Annotated in this window: 18 protein-coding genes; 5 read left to right on the forward strand and 13 right to left on the reverse strand. The window is 72.2% G+C overall.

All coding sequences use genetic code 11. The annotated features are described in order from the left end of the window. Positions 1 to 85 precede the first annotated feature (85 nt). The 5 genes from IQ210_RS30720 to infC all read right to left on the reverse strand — a co-directional run bounded on the left by IQ210_RS30720 (position 86) and on the right by infC (position 3,637). Positions 86 to 1,195: a sensor histidine kinase gene (locus IQ210_RS30720; RefSeq protein WP_194082416.1), complete on the reverse strand. Its 1,110-nt coding sequence runs from the start codon at positions 1,193 to 1,195 to the stop codon at positions 86 to 88. A gap of 53 nt (positions 1,196 to 1,248) precedes the next feature. After that, on the reverse strand, positions 1,249 to 2,091 hold the full coding sequence (locus IQ210_RS30725) for a TrmH family RNA methyltransferase (protein ID WP_194082417.1): 843 nt from the start codon (positions 2,089 to 2,091) through the stop codon (positions 1,249 to 1,251). Positions 2,092 to 2,185: 94 nt separating this feature from the next. Next, a complete protein-coding gene (gene rplT, locus IQ210_RS30730) occupies positions 2,186 to 2,569 on the reverse strand; it encodes a 50S ribosomal protein L20 (RefSeq protein ID WP_033531708.1) in 384 nt (127 codons plus the stop codon). 98 nt (positions 2,570 to 2,667) lie between these two features. Further along, a complete protein-coding gene (gene rpmI / locus IQ210_RS30735; protein WP_004933563.1) occupies positions 2,668 to 2,862 on the reverse strand; it encodes a 50S ribosomal protein L35 in 195 nt (64 codons plus the stop codon). Between the two features lie 109 nt (positions 2,863 to 2,971). Beyond that, entirely contained in the window at positions 2,972 to 3,637 is a 666-nt protein-coding gene (gene infC / locus IQ210_RS30740; RefSeq protein ID WP_194082496.1) for a translation initiation factor IF-3, read from the reverse strand. 388 nt (positions 3,638 to 4,025) lie between these two features. On the opposite strand from infC, the gene IQ210_RS30745 reads away from it, so the two are divergent. Further along, on the forward strand, positions 4,026 to 4,400 hold the full coding sequence (locus tag IQ210_RS30745; protein WP_194082418.1) for a DUF1844 domain-containing protein: 375 nt from the start codon (positions 4,026 to 4,028) through the stop codon (positions 4,398 to 4,400). A gap of 1 nt (position 4,401) precedes the next feature. Here the strand turns inward: IQ210_RS30745 and IQ210_RS30750 are convergent, their stop codons facing one another. Continuing rightward, the gene (locus tag IQ210_RS30750; RefSeq protein WP_194082419.1) at positions 4,402 to 5,133 is read right to left on the reverse strand and encodes an SseB family protein; all 732 of its coding nucleotides are present in this window, start codon (positions 5,131 to 5,133) and stop codon (positions 4,402 to 4,404) included. Positions 5,134 to 5,283: 150 nt separating this feature from the next. Between IQ210_RS30750 and IQ210_RS30755 the strand changes: the two genes are divergently transcribed. Further along, a complete protein-coding gene (locus IQ210_RS30755) occupies positions 5,284 to 6,225 on the forward strand; it encodes a serine hydrolase (protein WP_194082420.1) in 942 nt (313 codons plus the stop codon). 87 nt (positions 6,226 to 6,312) lie between these two features. On the opposite strand, the gene mycP is transcribed toward IQ210_RS30755, so the two are convergent. Beyond that, the gene (gene mycP, locus IQ210_RS30760; protein WP_194082421.1) at positions 6,313 to 7,494 is read right to left on the reverse strand and encodes a type VII secretion-associated serine protease mycosin; all 1,182 of its coding nucleotides are present in this window, start codon (positions 7,492 to 7,494) and stop codon (positions 6,313 to 6,315) included. Further along, complete coding sequence (locus IQ210_RS30765; RefSeq protein WP_322657040.1) at positions 7,491 to 8,231, reverse strand: hypothetical protein; 741 nt, start codon at positions 8,229 to 8,231, stop codon at positions 7,491 to 7,493. Before IQ210_RS30765 ends, mycP begins: the two co-directional genes overlap by 4 nt. A gap of 1,233 nt (positions 8,232 to 9,464) precedes the next feature. Between IQ210_RS30765 and IQ210_RS30770 the strand changes: the two genes are divergently transcribed. Beyond that, positions 9,465 to 10,667 (forward strand): amino acid deaminase/aldolase, encoded by a 1,203-nt coding sequence (locus IQ210_RS30770; protein WP_194082423.1) that lies wholly within the window; start codon positions 9,465 to 9,467, stop codon positions 10,665 to 10,667. A 14-nt stretch (positions 10,668 to 10,681) separates the two neighbouring features. Here the strand turns inward: IQ210_RS30770 and IQ210_RS30775 are convergent, their stop codons facing one another. Genes IQ210_RS30775 through IQ210_RS30790 form a run of 4 tightly spaced genes read right to left on the reverse strand, consistent with a single transcriptional unit; the run spans position 10,682 to position 15,152 of the window. After that, on the reverse strand, positions 10,682 to 11,587 hold the full coding sequence (locus IQ210_RS30775; RefSeq protein ID WP_194082497.1) for a DUF2510 domain-containing protein: 906 nt from the start codon (positions 11,585 to 11,587) through the stop codon (positions 10,682 to 10,684). A 27-nt stretch (positions 11,588 to 11,614) separates the two neighbouring features. After that, the gene (locus IQ210_RS30780; protein WP_194082424.1) at positions 11,615 to 12,406 is read right to left on the reverse strand and encodes a 3-oxoacyl-ACP reductase; all 792 of its coding nucleotides are present in this window, start codon (positions 12,404 to 12,406) and stop codon (positions 11,615 to 11,617) included. Continuing rightward, a complete protein-coding gene (locus IQ210_RS30785; protein WP_194082425.1) occupies positions 12,403 to 13,782 on the reverse strand; it encodes an aldehyde dehydrogenase family protein in 1,380 nt (459 codons plus the stop codon). The genes IQ210_RS30780 and IQ210_RS30785 overlap by 4 nt, the downstream gene beginning before the upstream one ends. 11 nt (positions 13,783 to 13,793) lie before the next feature. After that, positions 13,794 to 15,152, reverse strand: a complete 1,359-nt coding sequence (locus IQ210_RS30790) for a glutamine synthetase family protein (protein WP_194082426.1) — start codon at positions 15,150 to 15,152, stop codon at positions 13,794 to 13,796. 95 nt (positions 15,153 to 15,247) lie between these two features. Between IQ210_RS30790 and IQ210_RS30795 the strand changes: the two genes are divergently transcribed. Both IQ210_RS30795 and IQ210_RS30800 read left to right on the forward strand, forming a co-directional pair. Beyond that, complete coding sequence (locus tag IQ210_RS30795; RefSeq protein ID WP_194082427.1) at positions 15,248 to 15,994, forward strand: FadR/GntR family transcriptional regulator; 747 nt, start codon at positions 15,248 to 15,250, stop codon at positions 15,992 to 15,994. A gap of 82 nt (positions 15,995 to 16,076) precedes the next feature. Beyond that, the gene (locus tag IQ210_RS30800; RefSeq protein WP_194082428.1) at positions 16,077 to 16,760 is read left to right on the forward strand and encodes a gamma-glutamyl-gamma-aminobutyrate hydrolase family protein; all 684 of its coding nucleotides are present in this window, start codon (positions 16,077 to 16,079) and stop codon (positions 16,758 to 16,760) included. On the opposite strand, the gene IQ210_RS30805 is transcribed toward IQ210_RS30800, so the two are convergent. Then, on the reverse strand, positions 16,744 to 17,691 hold the full coding sequence (locus IQ210_RS30805; RefSeq protein ID WP_194082429.1) for a phosphotransferase family protein: 948 nt from the start codon (positions 17,689 to 17,691) through the stop codon (positions 16,744 to 16,746). The genes IQ210_RS30800 and IQ210_RS30805 overlap by 17 nt on opposite strands. Positions 17,692 to 17,808 lie beyond the last annotated feature (117 nt).

A 17,808-nucleotide genomic window follows, 5' to 3' on the forward strand; every position in this document is an offset into this window, starting at 1 on the left:
GCCGTGTGCAGGACACAAAGGTGCCAAAGGCCGAGTCTAACGGGGTGGAGGTGTACGAATGCGCCCGTGGGGCGCTCTCCGGCTCTCAGGTGAGATAGGCCGGGGCCGCCACGGGCAACGTAAATCGGAACTCGGCACCGCCGCCGGGGGCGCGGCCGACCGTGATGGCGCCGCCGTGGGCCTCGACGATGCCCTTGACGATGTAGAGCCCGAGGCCCGTGCCACCGCGCTTGCTGCCCCGCCAGAAGCGGGTGAAGACGCGGTTCATGGACTCCTCCGGGATGCCGGGCCCCTCGTCGCTGACGGTGACCGATGTGCCGGTGTCCTCCCCTTCCCGGGGGGACGCGGCGGGCGTGACGTCAATGGTGACGGTTCCCTCGCCGTGGCGCACGGCATTTTCCAGCAGGTTGCTGAGCACCTGGTCGATCTTGTCGGGGTCGGCCCAGAGCTGAGGCAGCGGCTGCTCGATGCGGAGCAGGAACCGGTCGGCGGTCTGCCCGGCGGCGACGTACGCCTGGATGTGCCGCCCGACGGCGGCCCCGATGTCGACGGGCTGGCGCCGTACCTCAAGGCGTCCGGAGTCGATCCGGGAGATGTCCAGCAGCTCGGCGATGAGGCGGGTGACCCGGTCGGCGTCGGCGTCGACGGTCTCCAGCATCAGCCGCTTCTGGTCGTCCGTGAACCGCTCCCACTTGGCGAGGAGCGTGGCCGTGAAGCCCTTGACGGAGGTGAGCGGGGAGCGCAGCTCGTGCGCGACGGTGGCGATCAGCTCGGCGTGACTGCGCTCGGTGCGGCGCCGGGCCTCGGTGTCGCGGAGGCAGACGACGACGCGCTGGACGGGCCCGGTGGGTCCGCCACGGACGTAGCGCGCGGAGACGAGGACCTCGCGGCCGCCGGGAAGCAGCAGGTTGCGCTCGGGCTGCCGGGTCCGGATGGCGAGTCCGCCGTAGGGGTCGGTCAGCTGCCACCAGCGCCGCCCCTCCAGGTCCTCTAACGGCAGGGCCTTCTCCAGCCGCTGGCCGAGGGCCTCGGCGGCGGGGACCCGGGTGATGCGTTCGGCGGCGGTGTTGAAGCAGATCACGCGTCCCTGCTCGTCGGCGACGACGAGACCGTCGGGCAGATCGTTGGGGTCACAGGCGTGCGCGGCGTCCTCACCGGCCTGTGCTCCCGGCGCCCCGCTCGTCCCGACACTCATCCCCGTACCCCACCTCTCACGACGGCTGAGGGGCCCCCGAGCTGGTCACCCTACTAGTTGGCGGTGACGGAGCGGCACCCTCCGGAGGCGCGCTGTGCACGGGCCGACGCGTAGAGACATACGGCGGCGGCGGTCGCGAGGTTCAGGCTCTCGGCCTTTCCGTGGATCGGTACGCGCACCACGGCGTCCGCGAGTGCGCGGGTCTCCTCCGGGAGCCCCCACGCCTCGTTGCCGAACACCCACGCGGTCGGCCCGCCCATGGTGCCCTTGTCGAGCTCGTCGTCGAGGTCATCGGTCCCGGCCCCGTCGGCGGCGAGAATCCGCACGCCGGCGTCCTTGAGCCCCTGGATCGCGTCCTCGACGGGCACCCCGACGGCGACGGGCAGATGGAAGAGCGATCCCACGGAGGCCCGTACAGCCTTGGGGTTGTAGAGATCGACGGAGGCGTCGGTCAGTACGACGGCCTCGGCTCCGGCGGCGTCCGCGCACCGCAGGACGGTGCCGGCGTTGCCGGGGTCGCGGACGTGGGCGAGGACGGCGACGAGCTTGGGCTTCGCCGCGAGGATCTCCTCGAAGGGGGTGTCCAGGAACCGGCAGACCCCGACGAGCCCCTGCGGGGTGACGGTGGTGGAGATGTCGGCGATGACGTCCTCGGAGGCGAGGTGCACGCGCGCGCCGACCGAGCGGGCCTCGCCGATGATGTCGGCGTACCGCTCCGCGGCCTCGACGGTGGCGAACAGCTCGACCAGTCCGTGCCCGGCGGCCTCCCGCACGGCCTGCGGCCCCTCGGCCAGGAACAGCCGCTCCTTGCCCCGGAAGTTCCGCTTGCCGAGCCGCCGGGCGGCGGAGACGCGGGGGGAACGGGGGGAGATCAGCTCGGGGCTGGCGGAGGGCATGGGGCTCACTTTCGGAAAGGACAACAAGCAGGACCCGCAAGCCCGAAAGCCTGCGGGTCCCTCATGTCACGTCGGCTCGAAGCCAGCGCTTGCGTCAGGCCGCCTTGGGGGCGTTGACGTCGGCCGGGAGGGCCTTCTGCGCGACCTCGACCAGCGCGGCGAACGCGGTGGCGTCGTTGACGGCCAGCTCGGCCAGGATCTTGCGGTCGACCTCGATGTTCGCGGCCTTCAGACCCTGGATGAAGCGGTTGTACGTGATGCCGTTGGCGCGGGCAGCGGCGTTGATGCGCTGGATCCACAGCTGGCGGAAGTCACCCTTGCGCTTCTTGCGGTCGTTGTAGTTGTAGACCAGCGAGTGGGTGACCTGCTCCTTGGCCTTGCGGTACAGGCGCGAACGCTGACCGCGGTAGCCGGAGGCCTGCTCGAGGATCGCCCGGCGCTTCTTGTGGGCGTTGACTGCCCGCTTGACGCGTGCCACTTGTTAACTCCTTGTAGCGGGGCCGTGGTTGGACTCACACGGCCCGGAAATCGATTGGGTCCCGGTCTGGAGGTGGATCAGGCGCTGCGCGCCCGACCTCACTTGCCGAGAAGCTTCTTGATCTTCGCGGCGTCGCCCGGGGCCATCTCGGCGTTGCCGGTGAGGCGACGCGTCACGCGGGACGACTTGTGCTCGAGCAGGTGGCGCTTGCCGGCGCGCTCACGGAGCACCTTGCCGGAGCCGGTGACCTTGAAGCGCTTGCTGGCACCGCTGTGCGACTTGTTCTTCGGCATAGCGCCGTTCTCTCCTCTGGGTGGCGCTCCGGTGCCCGGTCGTGAAACCGGGCACGGGTGGAGCGTCGCTCTTGTATCGGTTACGTCCTGGGGACTCGCGTCCCTGGGATCACGCCTCGGCCGGAGCCTCGGTCTGTACCTCGGCGGCCTCAGGAGCCTCGTCGACCTGGGTCTCCGCGGCGTTCTGCGACTTGCCGGGGTTGGCCTTCGCGTCGGCCTTGCGGGCTTCCTGCGCCTGGCGAGCCTCGGCCATGGCCTCGGTCTTCTTCTTGTGCGGACCGAGAACCATGATCATGTTTCGGCCGTCCTGCTTCGGGTTCGACTCCACGAAGCCGAGGTCCTGGACGTCCTCCGCGAGCCGCTGCAGCAGTCGGTAGCCGAGCTCCGGCCGGGACTGCTCGCGACCACGGAACATGATCGTGATCTTGACCTTGTCGCCCTGCTTGAGGAACCGGACGACGTGACCCTTCTTGGTGTCATAGTCGTGCGGGTCGATCTTCGGCCGGAGCTTCATCTCCTTGATGACCGTGTGCGCCTGGTTCTTGCGCGCCTCACGGGCCTTCATGGCCGACTCGTACTTGAACTTCCCGTAGTCCATGAGCTTGCAGACCGGCGGGCGGGCGTTCGCCGCCACCTCGACCAGGTCGAGGTCGTACTCCTGCGCAAGCTCCAGGGCCTTGGCAAGCGGGACAATCCCGACCTGCTCGCCACTGGGACCGACAAGTCGCACCTCGGGAACGCGAATCCGGTCGTTGATGCGGGGCTCGGTGCTGATGGATCCTCCTCGGTAGCACCATACGGCGGTCTGGCGGACAGCCGCGTACGTCTCTTTTCGTAGGACCTAACCGCACCGAAGCACAAAAAATGCCCCGGACGATCACATGAGGGGGCTCCAAAGCACTACCGGAGCACCGCCACGATGATCGCGGGGCGCGATTTCGGGCGACTCCATCGTCCGTACGGAACGATGGCGGCCGCCTGACCGGGGTGACCCGCCGCCCTGGGGGCGATCAGGTGGGAGATCGGAGCCTCCACTTGTGGGCCGGACACGCGAGTATCCAGCCGGTCGTCACACAAGGTTAGCAGCAACCCGACGGTGGTGCGAACCGATGTGCAGCAGGGCCGGTGCGGAGCGGTACGCACCGGGCCCTATCGTGTGGGACATGAGTGACACCCCTCCTGAGTCCACCGGCTCCCCCGCGTCCGCCGACTTCGACGAGATGACCCGCGACATCGCCGAGGTCCCCGCCGTCGAGGTGATCGTGACGGTCGCCGTGAACCTGATGAGCGCCGCCGCGGTGAAGCTCGGTCTGACCGAGGAGGGCGACAAGTACAAGGACCTGGACGAGGCCCGCAAGCTCATCCACGCCCTCGCCGGACTCCTCGACGGCAGCGCGACCGAGATCAGCTCCTTCCACGCCGCCCCGCTCCGCGACGGCCTGAAGTCCCTCCAGCTGGCGTTCCGCGAGGCGTCGATCGTCCCGGACGAGCCGGGCCAGGGCCCGGGCGAGAAGTACACCGGCCCGATCTACGGCTAGTTCACCCGCGTACGTAAAGGGGCTCGCCCGGAGGCGTGGCCGTGGCCGGCAGCAGTGCCAGGTCGAGGCCGCGCACCAGGCGGGCCCTCAGTGTTTCGTCGGCGGCGATCCGCTCGGCGACCGCCCGAGCGGCCTCGGCGGGGGGCGCCGCCGGGTCGAGCACGAGGGCCAGGGTGCCGTCGGCCTGCCCGGGCCCGAGATGGGCACGCAGTACGGCGGGCTCGGCGGCCACCGCTTCCCGTACCGCCGTGAGGACCGCCGGATCGGCGAGCGGGTCGGCCGTCGTACGGCCCTCGGCGAGGGCGAGCAGCGCCGGGCCCGTCAGTTCGAACGGCACAGGACCGGCCATGTCCAGCAGGACGGTGTCCGCCTTCTCGTGCGCGGCGGCCTGGAGCGCCTGGTGCAGGGGTACGGCGACGGGGCGGGCCGCCGGGTCCCAGCGGGCGAGCGAATCGGTGGAGGTGAAGGCCGGCAGGGCGGTCCGGGGGCCGGCCTTGAGGGTCGGCACGGCCATGTCGCTGGTCTTCTCGCGGCGCAGTCCGTTCTCGTCCTCCTCGACCTCGCCGAGGACGGCCACGACCGGGACGAGCAGCCGGGCGCCCTTGAGCGCCTCCAGGACGGGTCCCACGGCGGTGCGGTCCTCGGCCCAGCCGGCGAGCGCCGCGCTCAGCCGGGGGTCGGCGGAGCCGTCGTCGTCGGAGAAGCCGGGGTCGGGAATGTTCTTGTTCGCCACGGTCCCCGACCCTATAGGGGGGATGCTGCTGGCCTTGTGCGGGCCCGGAAACCCGGGCGTGACCGCCCTCACCGGAATCTCAGATTTCCCTGACACACATCTAACGTCCGTCTAACGGTCCGCACAGACGGCGGCCGGAGCATCACGGGCATGGAGTCCTCCAGAGCCCGCCGGAGCCGCCGCGCCCGCCCGTCCCGGCGCCGCCCCCTCATGTACACCGCCCTCGCCTCCGTGGCGGTGGTCGGCGCCACGGCGGCCGGCACCGTGTACGTGAAGGCGCAGGCGCACTCCGGCGCCCGGGCCGTATCGTCGGCGGCGTCGCCGAGTGTGTCGAGCGAGGAGGCTTCGGTGGAGCCGGTGGCGGTGCCCGCGGTGGACTACGACGCCCTGCTCGCCGACGCGATGGGCGCGGTGACCGTGCCGGAAGACGCGGACGTGTCGGTGGCCGTGCTCGACCTGGACTCCGGCGACAGCGCCACGTACGGGGACGCCGCCTTCGACACGGCGAGCATCGTCAAGGTCGACATCCTGGCGACGCTGCTGCTCCAGGCGCAGGACGAGGACCGTCATCTCACGGCGGCGGAGAAGTCGTACGCCACCGCGATGATCGAGAACAGCGACAACGCCTCCGCGTCGGCGCTGTGGCGGATCATCGGCAAGGCGGCGGGGCTCGACGCGGCGAACGAGCGCTTCGGGCTCACGGACACGGAGGGTGGTGACGGCATGCTGTGGGGGCTGACGCAGACCACGGCCGCCGATCAACTCGCCCTGCTTCAGCAGGTGTTCGGGGACGACTCGAAGTTGAGCTCGGCCTCGCAGGAGTATCTCCAGGGGCTGATGGGGGAGATAGCCACCGACCAGCACTGGGGGGTGTCGGCTGCGGCTGACGGGTCCTCTTGGGCGCTGAAGAACGGGTGGTTGCCGCGTAGTGCGACGGGGTTGTGGGACATCAACAGCATCGGGCGGGTGACGGCTTCGGACGGGGGCGACTATCTCGTCGTCGCGCTGTCTAACGGCAACGCGACGAAGGAGAAGGGGATCTCGTTGGTGGAGTCTGCGGCGCGGGCTGCGGTGTCGGTTTTTGCGGGTTGAGAGTGCCTCGTCGGGTCGTCGGCGGGGTGCGGCTGCGTTGTGGCTGGTCGCGCAGTTCCCCGCGCCCCTAGGGGGTTGCCCGCGCCGTCAGAATTGTTCGTACCGTTCCCTGCGGCCCCGCCATAGCACCACCGCGGCGACCAGTAGGACGCCTCCTACGCTGCCCGCGAGGGGGGCTGCCCAGTCGGCCGTGTCGTCTTCCGTCTTGGGGGCGTCGGGGCCCGAGCCGAAGTAATGCTCGCCGTACGCCGCGGACTTCAGGCCCTGTGGGTCCAGGCGGTCGGCGGCCTTGAGGGCGGCGGCGGGGTCGACGAAGCCGTAGCCGCGGGAGTCGTCGCGGCCGCCGACCGGGGCGTCCCGGGCCGTGTCCTCCAGGAGCTTCTTGATCTGCGCCGGGGTCAGGTCCGGGTGGGCCGCCTTGACCAGGGCGACGGCGCCGGAGACGAAGGCCGCCGCGGCGCTCGTACCCCAGCCCTCGTAGTACTTGTGGTCCGGGTCCGCGATGACGACGTCGTCGCCGGGGGCGGCAACCGTGGCGTACCAGCGGCGGGTGGAGAAGGAGGCGCGGGTGCCGTAGCGGTCGACGGCGGTCGCGGCGATGACGCCCGGGTAGGCGGCCGGGTAGGAGATGTGGTCGCCCTTCTCGCCGCCGTTACCGGCGGAGGCGACGACGGTGACGCCCTTCTTCAGGGCGTACTGGACGGCCTCGTCCTCGGCGGGTTCGGGGTGGGCGGACTTGGAGTCGTCGCCCAGGGAGAGGTTGATGACGTCGGCGCCGTGGTCGGCGGCCCAGCGGATGCCTTCGGCGAGGGCGTTGCCGCGGGTGTTGCGGGCCTTGCCGCGGGAGGAGTCGCCGTCCTCCAGGATGACGCGGACGGGGAGGATCTTGGCCTCGGGGGCGATGCCCATGACGCCGTCGCCGTTGGCGTACCCGTGTCCGTGGCCGGCGATGATGCCGGCCATCGCGGTGCCGTGGCGGGCCCAGGCGCGGTCGCCGCGGCCGGCGCCGAAGCCGACCATGTCCTTGCCGTCGAGGACGTTGCCGACGAGGTCGGGGTGGTCCTCCTCGACGCCGGTGTCGAGGACGGCGACGGTGACGCCCTTGCCCTTGGTGGTCTGCCAGGCCTCCTGGGTGTGCATCGCTTCGAGGGCCCACTGCTTGGCGCGTATGCCGTCGGCGTGCGCGGCGGTGGACGGGACGAGGGCGAGGGAAGCGGCGAGGAGGGCGCTGACGATGCCGGCCCGGCGGGTGTGGGTGGCGGCGCTCATGAGGTCTTTCCCGTCCCCGCCGTGGCCGGGGTGTCGACGGTTCTGCGCAGGCCGCGTTCGATGCGGTCGGCGAGGCCCTGTGCCTCGTGGCCGAGGCCGGCCTGGGCGACGGGGGTGGTGGCGCCGGACTGCATGGCGGCCGCGGCGGACTGGGGCTCGTCGACGGTACGGCCGTCGGCCCAGCCGGAGACGGCGTAGACGACGACCGGGGCGTCGGTGAGGACGGAGATCGCCCAGGAGGCGCGCTGTTTGGCACCGAAGTCGGCGGCGGCCGTCTCCTCGGCGGGGTACGGCCGGGGCATCAGGTCGGCCCGGTCGCCGAGGTGCTCCTTGGTGAAGCGGGCGTCGAGGGCCGTCATGCCGGCCGCGTCGGCCTTGGTGAAGAGGAGGCCGACGGTGGTGACGTAGCTCTGGGTGGCGTCGGTGTAGGTGGCGCGCAGGAGGCGGCGGCAGCCGACGGGGGCGAGGGCCTTCTCCAGCAGTGGGTCGAAGGCGTCCTTGCAGCCGCTGTCCGGGGCGACGGCGATCCGCGTCCAGGTGCGGTCGGCTCCGCCGGGGCCGGCGCCCTGGCCCTGCACGGTGGGCGGGAAGAGCTGGTCGACGGGGACGCTGTGCCACAGGCTCTCGGCGGCGGTGAAGGAGTCCTTCTCCCCCGCCGCGGCCGAGTCCCCGACCAGCCAACTCCCGGTCACCGCACCGCCGATGAGCCCGAGCCCGAGCACGAGACAGACGGCCACGGCAGCGGTACGAGCCCCGGCCCGCCCCGCCAACGGCCGCGGCCGAGCACCCTCGTCATACCCCTCAGGCTCCCCGAACGACACGACGGGCCGCCCGGTTCCGAGAGTGCCGCCGGGGGTGGGGGCGCTCCAGGAGAGGGCGGGGTCTGGGTGGAGGGGGGCCGTCGTGGAGGCAGAGGCGGACGGCTCAGGTACGGCTGGACGTGCCGCTGCGGCGCCGGGGGCGGGGGCGGGGGGCATGGGTGCGGACGGACGTGCCGCCGTGGCGCCGGAGGGCAAAGGTGTGGCCCGGCCGGCTTCCGCAGCACCGGAGGCAGAGGGCATGGGCGTGGGCGTGGCCGGATCTGCCGCCGCGGCACCGGGGGCAGATGGCGTGGGTACGGTCGGGCCGCGCTGGGCGTCCTGCCGTTCGGGCCCGCGGTCCGCGGGGACCGGACGCAGCCGGAACGTCGTCTCCGAGGCGGACTCGGGGGGTGCGCCGTCGCGTCGCGGTGACGTCGGGGGCCGGTGCGCCGGCCGCGGCGGTACGGCGGTTCCGGCACCGCCGGAGCCCGCGCCCTGGGTCGGCGGGGCATCGGGGAAACGGGCCGAGGCGCGAGGCGGGGGCGGGGTCGTACGGGAGACCGAGGCACCGTCGGCGGAACGCGCACGCAGGCTCGGGAACCGGGGCGAGGTATCCGGGCCGGCATCGCCCGAGGACCCACGCGAACCCGCCCGACCGTCTCCGGCAACACCACCGCCGTCCGCGGACCGCTCCGCACGGGCTCCTTGCCCCTGGGGCCGCTCAGACCACTCCGCCCCCTCGGCCTCAGACCGCTCCGGGTGGTCCGCCTGTCGTGGTGGCTTCGGTGGGGTGGTCGGGCGGGGTGGGGTGGTGTCGTCGGGGCGGGAAGCGGGTGGCGTCGGGGGCTCCGTGGGGCGGGGTGGGGCTGTGGGGCGTGGGGGGATGGAGGCGTGTTGCGCTTCCGTGCTCATGCGCCCCCCGTTTCCCTCGTGCCCGGGCCTGTCGTCGTACGCGGGCGTGGGTGTCCGGACCCGTGTGGAGTTCCGTGCCGTTCTCCGTCCCCGGGCACGCATACCCGCGCGGACGGCCCGGCATCCCGGCGCACCCTTCGTACGTGCGCGTCACTCTACGGCTTGTCCCTGGGCGAACGGGAACCAGTCCACGAGCCAGGGGCATCTGCCCGGAACGTCCCCCTACCCTGCGGTAATCCTGTCTGGCAGGCTTCGTTCATGACTGCGCGCGCCGCCGACCGGGCCCGTTACGACCGGGCCACCGCCCACCTCGACGCCCCTCTCGCGATCGTGGATCTCGATGCCTTCGACGCCAACGCGGACGATCTCGTCCGCCGGGCGGGCGGGAAGCCGATCCGGGTCGCCAGCAAGTCCGTGCGGTGCCGGGCGCTGCTCGAACGCGTGCTCGCCAAGGACGGCTTCGCGGGGATCATGTCCTTCACCCTCGCCGAGTCGCTGTGGCTGGCCCGCTCCGGGTTCGACGACGTGCTGCTCGCCTACCCGTCCGTGGACAGCGCCGGTTACGCCGAGCTGACCTCCGATCCCAAGCTCGCCTCCGCCGTCGCCGTGATGGTCGACGACGTCGCCCAGCTGGATCTCATCGACCGCTCCCGGGACGGCGGACGTGAAGTCGTCCGGGTCTGCCTGGAGTTGGACACCTCGCTGAAGCTCCTCGGCGGCCGGGTGCGCGTCGGCGCGCTCCGCTCCCCGCTGCACTCCCCCGCCCAAGTCGCCGAGCTGGCACGAGCGGTGGCCCGGCGGCCGGGGTTCAAGGTCGTCGGGATCATGGCGTACGAGGGTCATATCGCCGGGGTGGGCGACTCCGTCGCCGGGCGGCCGTTCCGCTCGCGTGCCGTGCGGCTGATGCAGGCCACCGCGCGCCGTGAACTCGCCGAGCGGCGGGCCGCGGTGGTGCGTGCGCTGCGGGCGGTCGTGCCGGACCTGGAGTTCGTCAACGGCGGTGGTACGGGCAGTGTGCAGACCACCGCCGCGGAGGACGCGGTCACCGAGATCGGCGCCGGGTCCGGGCTGTACGTCCCGCGGCTGTTCGACAACTACACGTCGTTCAGCGGGCGTCCGGCCGCGCTCTTCGCCCAGCCCGTCGTACGGCGGCCGGGGGTCGGGGTCGTCACGGTCCTCGGCGGTGGCTACCCCGCCTCCGGTGCGCCCGGACGCGACCGGCTGCCCGTGCCCTATCTCCCCGAGGGGCTGAAGTACGACCCTCAGGAGGGTCCCGGCGAGGTGCAGACGCCGCTGCTGGGCTCTCCCGCCGACGATCTCCTCATCGGCGACAAGGTGTGGTTCCGGCACGCCAAGGCCGGTGAGCTGTGCGAGCGGTTCGACACGCTGCATCTCGTGGAGGGGGACGCGGTGACGGCGACCGTCCCGACGTATCGCGGGGAAGGCCACACGTTCCTGTAGGCCGCACAGGGTCCTCAGTCGGTGGGGCCGATGCTGCTGCCCACCCCGCCGCCCCCGTCGTCGGCCATGGACCGGATGCCCTTGGTGATCCGGTCCATGTCGGCCAGCGGCGGCCCGTCCTCGCCCGCGTCGAAGACATAGCGCACGATGACCGGCGACTCGGTGCCGACGCTGGACTGGAAGGCGAGGGACTGCACGTAACCGCCGGGCCCCTCGGCGGTTTTGACGCGCCAGCGCACGAAATACCCGGCGCGGCCCGCCACCGCGACCGGCCCCGACTTCACCACCTCGTGGGACTCGATGCCGCCGAAGGGCCGTTTGCCGACGAGGTCGCGGTCGTAGGCGGCGTCGGCGGCCTCGGAGATGTCGGCCTTGGCGAGGGCCTCGGGGGAGGTCTCGTCGTTGTCGGTGACCGTGCGGGAGATGACGAGGCCGTGCCGGCAGGTGCCGGGGTCGCCGGGGCAGTCGTAGGTGCCGTCGGTGGTCATGAGGATGTCGTCGTCGACCACGTACTGGGGGCGCACCCAGCCGTCGAGGAGCGGCACGGTGATGCCGTTGAGCTGGTCCTCGACGACGGCCGGGTCGTCGGCGGAGGGCTCGCTCGCCGACTCCGAGGGTGTCTCGGTGGTGGGCGCGTAGGTGGGGGTGACGGACTCGGTGACGGCCACGTCGGCGCCGGTGTCCCCGCCGTCGTCCTCGCGCAGGACGAACGCGCCCGTGACGATCGCGGCGACCAGCACGACCCCGGCGGTCGTGAGGGCGATCGCCTTGGCCCGCCCCGAGGCGCCCTCGGCGGGAACGGGCGCCGGCGGGCCCGGGAGTGCGGGCTCGCGCCGGTGCTCGGTCCAGGCGGTGCCGTCCCACCAGCGCTCCAGGTGCGGGGCGTGGGGGTCGCGGTACCAGCCGGGCGGGGGCGTCATGCTCATCCCGGCACTGTAAGGCGAGGCCTACAGCGGTGTGACGTATGCCCCCGAGATTCCGCCGTCGACGAGGAAGTCGCTGGCGTTGACGAAGGAGGAGTCGTCGCTGGCCAGGAAGGCGACGGCGGCGGCGATCTCCTCGGCCTCGGCGAACCGGCCCAGGGGGATGTGGACGAGGCGGCGGGCGGCCCGCTCGGGGTCCTTGGCGAACAGCTCCTGGAGCAGCGGGGTGTTGACCGGGCCCGGGCAGAGCGCGTTCACGCGGATGCCCTCGCGCGCGAACTGCACGCCCAGTTCACGGGACATGGCGAGGACGCCGCCCTTGGAGGCGGTGTACGAGATCTGCGAGGTGGCCGCGCCCATCCGTGCCACGAACGACGCCGTGTTGATGATGGAGCCCTTGCCCTGCTGCCGCATGTAGGGGATGGCCGCCTTGCAGCACAGGTAGACGGAGGTGAGGTTGACCTCCTGGACGCGCTTCCAGGCCTCGAGGCCGGTCTCCAGGATGGAGTCGTCGTCGGGCGGGGAGATGCCCGCGTTGTTGAAGGCGATGTCGACGCTGCCGTAGGTGTCGTACGCCGTCTTGAACAGCGCCTCGACCTGCTCGGCGTCGGTGACGTCGACCTTCACGAAGAGGCCGCCGACCTCGTCCGCGGCGGCCTTGCCGCGGGCCTCGTCGACGTCGGCGCAGACGACGTGGGCGCCCTCGGAGGCGAGCCGGCGTGCGGTGGCGAGGCCGATGCCGCTGCCGGCGCCGGTGATGACGGCGGTGCGGCCGACGAGACGACGGCAGACGATTTCCTCGGTGGATGAGGTCACTGTGCGGGGCCCTCCGTGCTGATGAAGACGTTCTTGGTTTCGGTGAAGGCGGTGAGGGCGTCCGGGCCGAGTTCACGGCCGAGTCCGGACTGCTTGTAGCCGCCGAAGGGGGTCCAGTAGCGGACGCTGGAGTGGGAGTTGACGGACAGGTTGCCGGCCCGGACGGCGCTCGACATCCGCAGGGCGCGGCCCACGTCGCGGGTCCAGATGGAGCCGGAGAGGCCGTACGGGGTGTCGTTGGCGAGGCGGATGGCGTCCGCCTCGTCGGTGAAGGGCAGCAGGACGGCGACCGGGCCGAAGATCTCCTCGCGGGCGGCCTCGGAGTCGTGCGCCGCGCCGGTGAGCACGGTCGGCGCGAACCAGAAGCCGGGCCCGTCGGGGGCGCTGCCGCGCAGGCCGGGGATGCCCTCCGGCGCCAACGCCCTGACCCGCTCCAGTTGCTGACGGGAGATCAGCGGCCCCATCTGGGTCTTCTCCTCGGCCGGGTCGCCGACGACGACGGCCTTCAGCGCGTCGGCGAGCAGTTCGCGCGCCTCGTCGTAGACGGACTCCTGGACGAGGATGCGGGTGCGGGCGCAGCAGTCCTGGCCGGAGTTGTCGAGGAAGGAGAAGGGGTCGAGGGCGGTGGCGAGGTCCGCGTCGGCGAAGACGATGTTGGGGCTCTTGCCGCCGAGTTCGAGGGTGACCTGCTTGACCTGGCGGGCGCACTGCTCCATGACGGCGCGGCCGGTGCGGGTGGACCCGGTGAACACGATCTTGGCGACGCCGGGGTGTTCGACCAGGGCGTTGCCGGTGACCGGGCCATGGCCGGGCAGCACCTGGAACAGCCCCTCGGGCAGGCCTGCCTCCAGGGCGAGTCCGGCGAGCCGCAGGGCGGTCAGCGGGGTGGTCTCGGCGGGCTTGAGGATCACCGCGTTGCCGGCGGCGAGCGCGGGGGCGGTGCCCCAGGCCGCGATGGGCATGGGGAAGTTCCAGGGCGCGATGACCCCGACGACGCCGAGCGGTTCGAGGATGGTGACGTCCAGGCCGCCGGGGACCGGGATCTGACGGCCGTTCAGCCGCTCCACTCCCCCGGCCGCGTAGGCCAGCAGGTCACGGACGTTGCCGGCCTCCCAGCGGGCGTTGCCGAGCAGGTGACCGGCCTCCCGCACCTCCAACCGGGCGAGCTCCTCGACGTGTTGGTCCACCGCGTCGGCGAACCGGCGCAGCAGCCTGGCCCGGTCCGCGGGCGCGAGTCCGGCCCACCTGGCCTGTGCCGTTGCGGCACGGGCGACCGCCGCGTCCACGTCGGCCGCGGTGGCGGCCGGCACGGTCGCCACGACCTCCTCCGTCGCCGGATTGAGGATCGTGAGCTCTTGCTCGTACTCGTGCGACAAGGAAGGACCTTTCACAGACGTTCGAAGGAGCGGCGGAGCTCCCAGTCGGTCACCGCGGCGTCGAAGGCGTCCAGCTCGACGCGCGCCATGTTGCGGTAGTGCGCGACGACCTCGTCGCCGAAGGCGGCCTTGGCGATGGGGCTGTTCTCCCAGAGCTCGGCGGCCTCGCGGAGGGTGGTGGGGACGTGCTCGTACTCGGCGGTGTAGGCGTTGCCCGGGCAGGCCTCGGGCAGCTCCAGCTTCTGCTCGATGCCGTACAGCCCGGCCGCGACGAGGCCCGCGACGGCCAGGTGTGGGTTGACGTCACCGCCCGGCAGCCGGTTCTCGAAGCGCATCGAGCGGCCGTGGCCGACGACCCGCAGCGCGCAGGTGCGGTTGTCGTGGCCCCAGGCGACGGCTGTCGGGGCGAAGGAGCCGGGCTGGAAGCGTTTGTACGAGTTGATGTTGGGCGCGTAGAGGAGCGAGAAGTCCCTGAGCGCGGCCAGCTGCCCGGCGAGGAAGTGCCGCATGACCTCCGACATGCCGCCGTTCGCGGCCATGGCGTTGTTGCCGGCGGCGTCCGCGAGGGAGAGGTGGATGTGGCAGGAGTTGCCCTCGCGCTCGTTGTACTTGGCCATGAAGGTGATCGAGACGCCCTCCTGGGCGGCGATCTCCTTGGTGCCGGTCTTGTAGATGGCGTGCTGGTCGCAGGTGACCAGGGCGTCGTCGTAGCGGAAGGCGATCTCGTGCTGCCCGGGGTTGCACTCGCCCTTGGCGGACTCGACGGTCAGCCCGGCGCCCGCCATCTCGTTGCGGATGCGGCGGAGCAGCGGCTCGATCCGGCCGGTCCCCAGCACCGAGTAGTCGATGTTGTACTGGTTGGCCGGCGTGAGCCCCCGGTAGCCCGCGTCCCAGGCCTGTTCGTAGGTGTCCTTGAAGACGATGAACTCCAGCTCGGTGCCGACCTGGGCGGTGTACCCGTGCTCGGCGAGCCGCTCCAGCTGGCGGCGGAGGATCTGCCGGGGCGCGGCGACGACCGGGGAGCCGTCCTCCCAGGCGAGGTCGGCGATGAGCATGGCGGTGCCGGCGTTCCAGGGAACGCGGCGGAGGGTGCCGAGATCCGGGTGCATGGCGAAGTCGCCGTACCCCCGGTCCCACGACGACATCGCGTAGCCGTCGACGGTGTTCATCTCGGTGTCGACGGCCAGGAGGTAGTTGCAGCCCTCTGTGCCGTGGTGGAGTACCTCGTCGAGGAAGAAGCGGGCGGCGAACCGCTTGCCCTGGAGTCGTCCCTGCATGTCGGGGAAGGCCAGGACGACGGTGTCGATCTCACCGCTCGCGACGAGGGCGTGCAGCTCCTCGACGCTCAGCGGGGCTGTGCGGTCTGCCACGGGAACGCTCCTTCGGCTTCTTCGCGCTTTTTCGGCCGGGCCGGAAGCCATAAGGTATTGCGGAGAACCATTGCTTGGGAAGGGGGTGCGGCGGGATGTCGCTGGATCCGGAGGGCGGTCTGGAGGGCCGGCTGGAGGACCGTCTGACGCCGGTGCTGCGGCCGGTGCGGGCGGGCAACGGGTTCGAGGAGGCGCTGGAGCAGATCCTCCAGGTCGTACGGCTCGGTCTGGTGCCGGGGGGCGAGCGGCTGCCGGCCGAGCGGGAGCTGGCGGAGCGGCTCGGGATCAGCCGGGTGACGCTGCGCGAGGTGCTGAAGGTCCTCCAGGACCAGGGGCTGGTCGAGTCGCGGCGCGGGCGGTACGGCGGCACCTTCGTGCTGCCGCGCGCGGACGCCGGCGGTGAGGACGAGCTGCGGCGGCGGATCGCCGAGGTCGACATCGAGGACGTCCTGCGCTTCCGGGAGGTGCTGGAGGTCGGGGCGGCGGGCCTGTGCGCGGCGCACGGGCTGACGGACGAGCAGGCGGACCGGCTGCGCGAGGCGCTCGCCCGCACGCAGGACGCGCCGCTGACCGACTACCGGCGCCTGGACACCCTGCTGCATCTGACGCTGGCCGAGCTGTGCGGCTCCCCGACGCTGACCGCGCAGTACGCGGCGGTACGGGCCACGGTGAACGACCTGCTGGACTGCATCCCGCTCCTGGTGCGGAACCTGGAGCATTCGCAGCGTCAGCACAGCGCGCTGGTGGAGGCGGTCCTCGACGGGGACGCGGACGGGGCGCGGGAGATGATGCGGGAGCACTGCGGGGGGACGGCGGCGCTGCTCAGGGGGTTCCTGGCGTAGCTGCGCGACCGGCGGGCTCTTGCCGTACCGGGCTCCGCTCAGCAAAGGTATGCGGGTAATCCATTGCGGAGCTGGAGGACGTATGGCTGGCAGGCCGCTGATCGGCATCAGTACGTATCTGGAGGCCGGGGCGCGCTGGGGCGTGTGGGAGCTGGAGGCGGCACTGCTGCCCGTCGGGTACCCGCGCCTGGTGCAGCGGGCGGGCGGGCTGGCGGCGATGCTGCCGCCGGACGCGCCCGAGTACGCTGCCGCGACCGTGGCCCGCCTCGACGGGCTGGTGATCGCGGGCGGTCCGGACGTGGAGCCGGTCCACTACGGCGCCGAGCGCGAGCCCCGCACCGGCCCGCCCGCGCGGGAACGGGACGCGTGGGAGCTGGCGTTGATCGACGCGGCCCTGGCGGCGGGCGTTCCGCTGCTGGGGATCTGCCGGGGCATGCAGCTGCTGAACGTCGCCCTCGGCGGCACGCTCGTCCAGCACATCGAGGGCCACGCGGAGGTGGTCGGTGTCTTCGGCCGGCACACGGTGAAGCCGGTGCCGGGGACGTTGTACGCCGGTGTCGTCCCGGAGGAGACGTCCGTACCGACGTACCACCATCAGGCCGTGGACCGTCTGGGCACCGGTCTGGTGGTGTCGGCGCATGCGGCGGACGGGACGGTGGAGGCCGTGGAACTGCCCACCGCCGACTGGGTGTTGGGGGTGCAGTGGCATCCGGAGATGGGCGAGGATCTGCGGGTGGTGCGGGGGTTGGTCACAGCCGCTTCCTGAGCCAGTCCAACGCCGCCTCGCCCTGGGCGCGTTGGAAGGCGCGGACCGTGGGGATGCCCGGCGGCGGGGGCTGGAGCGAGCGGTGGACGAAGTAGCCGGCCAGGCCCGCGAGGGCGGCGGTGACGGCGTCGGGGTCGGCTGCGCGGCCGAGGGGGTGCGTGGCGAACAGCTCCTCCGGGTCCGGGCCGCCCTGGGCCGTGACGCACGGGAGCATCAGCAGCAGGTCCAGCCAGGGGGCGCCCCGGACGACATGCGGCCAGTCGACGAAGACGACGCGGTCGTCGTCGGTGAGCAGCATGTTGTCGGCGCGGAGGTCGCCGTGGGCGAGGGTGTCGCCGGTGACGGCCTCGGGCCAGGGGGCGGTGAGTTCGGCCAGCTGCGGGAGACGGTCCGCGACCCACGGGTCGAGCCCCTCGGGCGTGGGCTCGTCCATGAGCCGCTGCCAGCCGTCGAACTGGTCGGCGAGGGAGTCGGCGGCGAGGGGTGCGTCGGGGATGGGGGCCGGGGTGAGGGCGTGGGAGAGGTCGGCCACCGCGTCGAGGACGCGGTTCAACTCCGGTCGCCGCCATGGGACATGGGGCTGGCGGCCCTCGATGTCCTCGAGGACCAGGACCGTCCAGGTGCCGTCGTCGTAGGTGCCGAGGAGGCGGGGTGCGGGGACGGTGGACGGGAGCGCGGCGGTGTGGCGGGCCTCGCGACGGTGGAAGACCGGGCTCGTCTCGTTCACCTGTGCGCTGACCGCCTTCACGAAGGCGCGGTGGCCATGGCCGGTGCGGAGCCGGGCGGCGGTGCCCGGGGAGAAGCCGCCGGGTTGGGTGGCGGCGTGGACGACGGGGGCGCCGAGGATGTCGGCGACGGCGGTGTGGACGTGGGGTGGGAGGGCTTCCCAGGGGGTACGGACGCCTGCGGCGGGCGGGGCGGTGGGTGGCATGGAAGGAATGGTGCAGGTCGGGGGTGGCACCGCACCAAGGGTTTTCGCCCCCGCCGCCCTTACCCGTTCCCATCCCCAGGGGCTGCCGCCCCTTCGACCCCGCCCAGGGGGCGCCGC

The organism is Streptomyces justiciae (assembly GCF_015163075.1).
Classification (GTDB): Bacteria; Actinomycetota; Actinomycetes; order Streptomycetales; family Streptomycetaceae; genus Streptomyces; species Streptomyces justiciae.

Excerpts from the sequence above, each read along its gene's own strand:
- IQ210_RS30795 (WP_194082427.1), top strand. The coding sequence starts at position 15,248 with ATGTCGCTGGATCCGGAGGGCGGTCTGGAGGGCCGGCTGGAGGACCGT.
- rpmI (WP_004933563.1), bottom strand. The coding sequence starts at position 2,862 with ATGCCGAAGAACAAGTCGCACAGCGGTGCCAGCAAGCGCTTCAAGGTC.
- IQ210_RS30800 (WP_194082428.1), top strand. The coding sequence starts at position 16,077 with ATGGCTGGCAGGCCGCTGATCGGCATCAGTACGTATCTGGAGGCCGGG.
- IQ210_RS30775 (WP_194082497.1), bottom strand. The coding sequence starts at position 11,587 with ATGACGCCCCCGCCCGGCTGGTACCGCGACCCCCACGCCCCGCACCTG.
- IQ210_RS30745 (WP_194082418.1), top strand. The coding sequence starts at position 4,026 with ATGAGTGACACCCCTCCTGAGTCCACCGGCTCCCCCGCGTCCGCCGAC.
- mycP (WP_194082421.1), bottom strand. The coding sequence starts at position 7,494 with ATGAGCGCCGCCACCCACACCCGCCGGGCCGGCATCGTCAGCGCCCTC.
- IQ210_RS30770 (WP_194082423.1), top strand. The coding sequence starts at position 9,465 with ATGACTGCGCGCGCCGCCGACCGGGCCCGTTACGACCGGGCCACCGCC.
- IQ210_RS30720 (WP_194082416.1), bottom strand. The coding sequence starts at position 1,195 with ATGAGTGTCGGGACGAGCGGGGCGCCGGGAGCACAGGCCGGTGAGGAC.
- IQ210_RS30805 (WP_194082429.1), bottom strand. The coding sequence starts at position 17,691 with ATGCCACCCACCGCCCCGCCCGCCGCAGGCGTCCGTACCCCCTGGGAA.
- IQ210_RS30755 (WP_194082420.1), top strand. The coding sequence starts at position 5,284 with ATGGAGTCCTCCAGAGCCCGCCGGAGCCGCCGCGCCCGCCCGTCCCGG.
- IQ210_RS30725 (WP_194082417.1), bottom strand. The coding sequence starts at position 2,091 with ATGCCCTCCGCCAGCCCCGAGCTGATCTCCCCCCGTTCCCCCCGCGTC.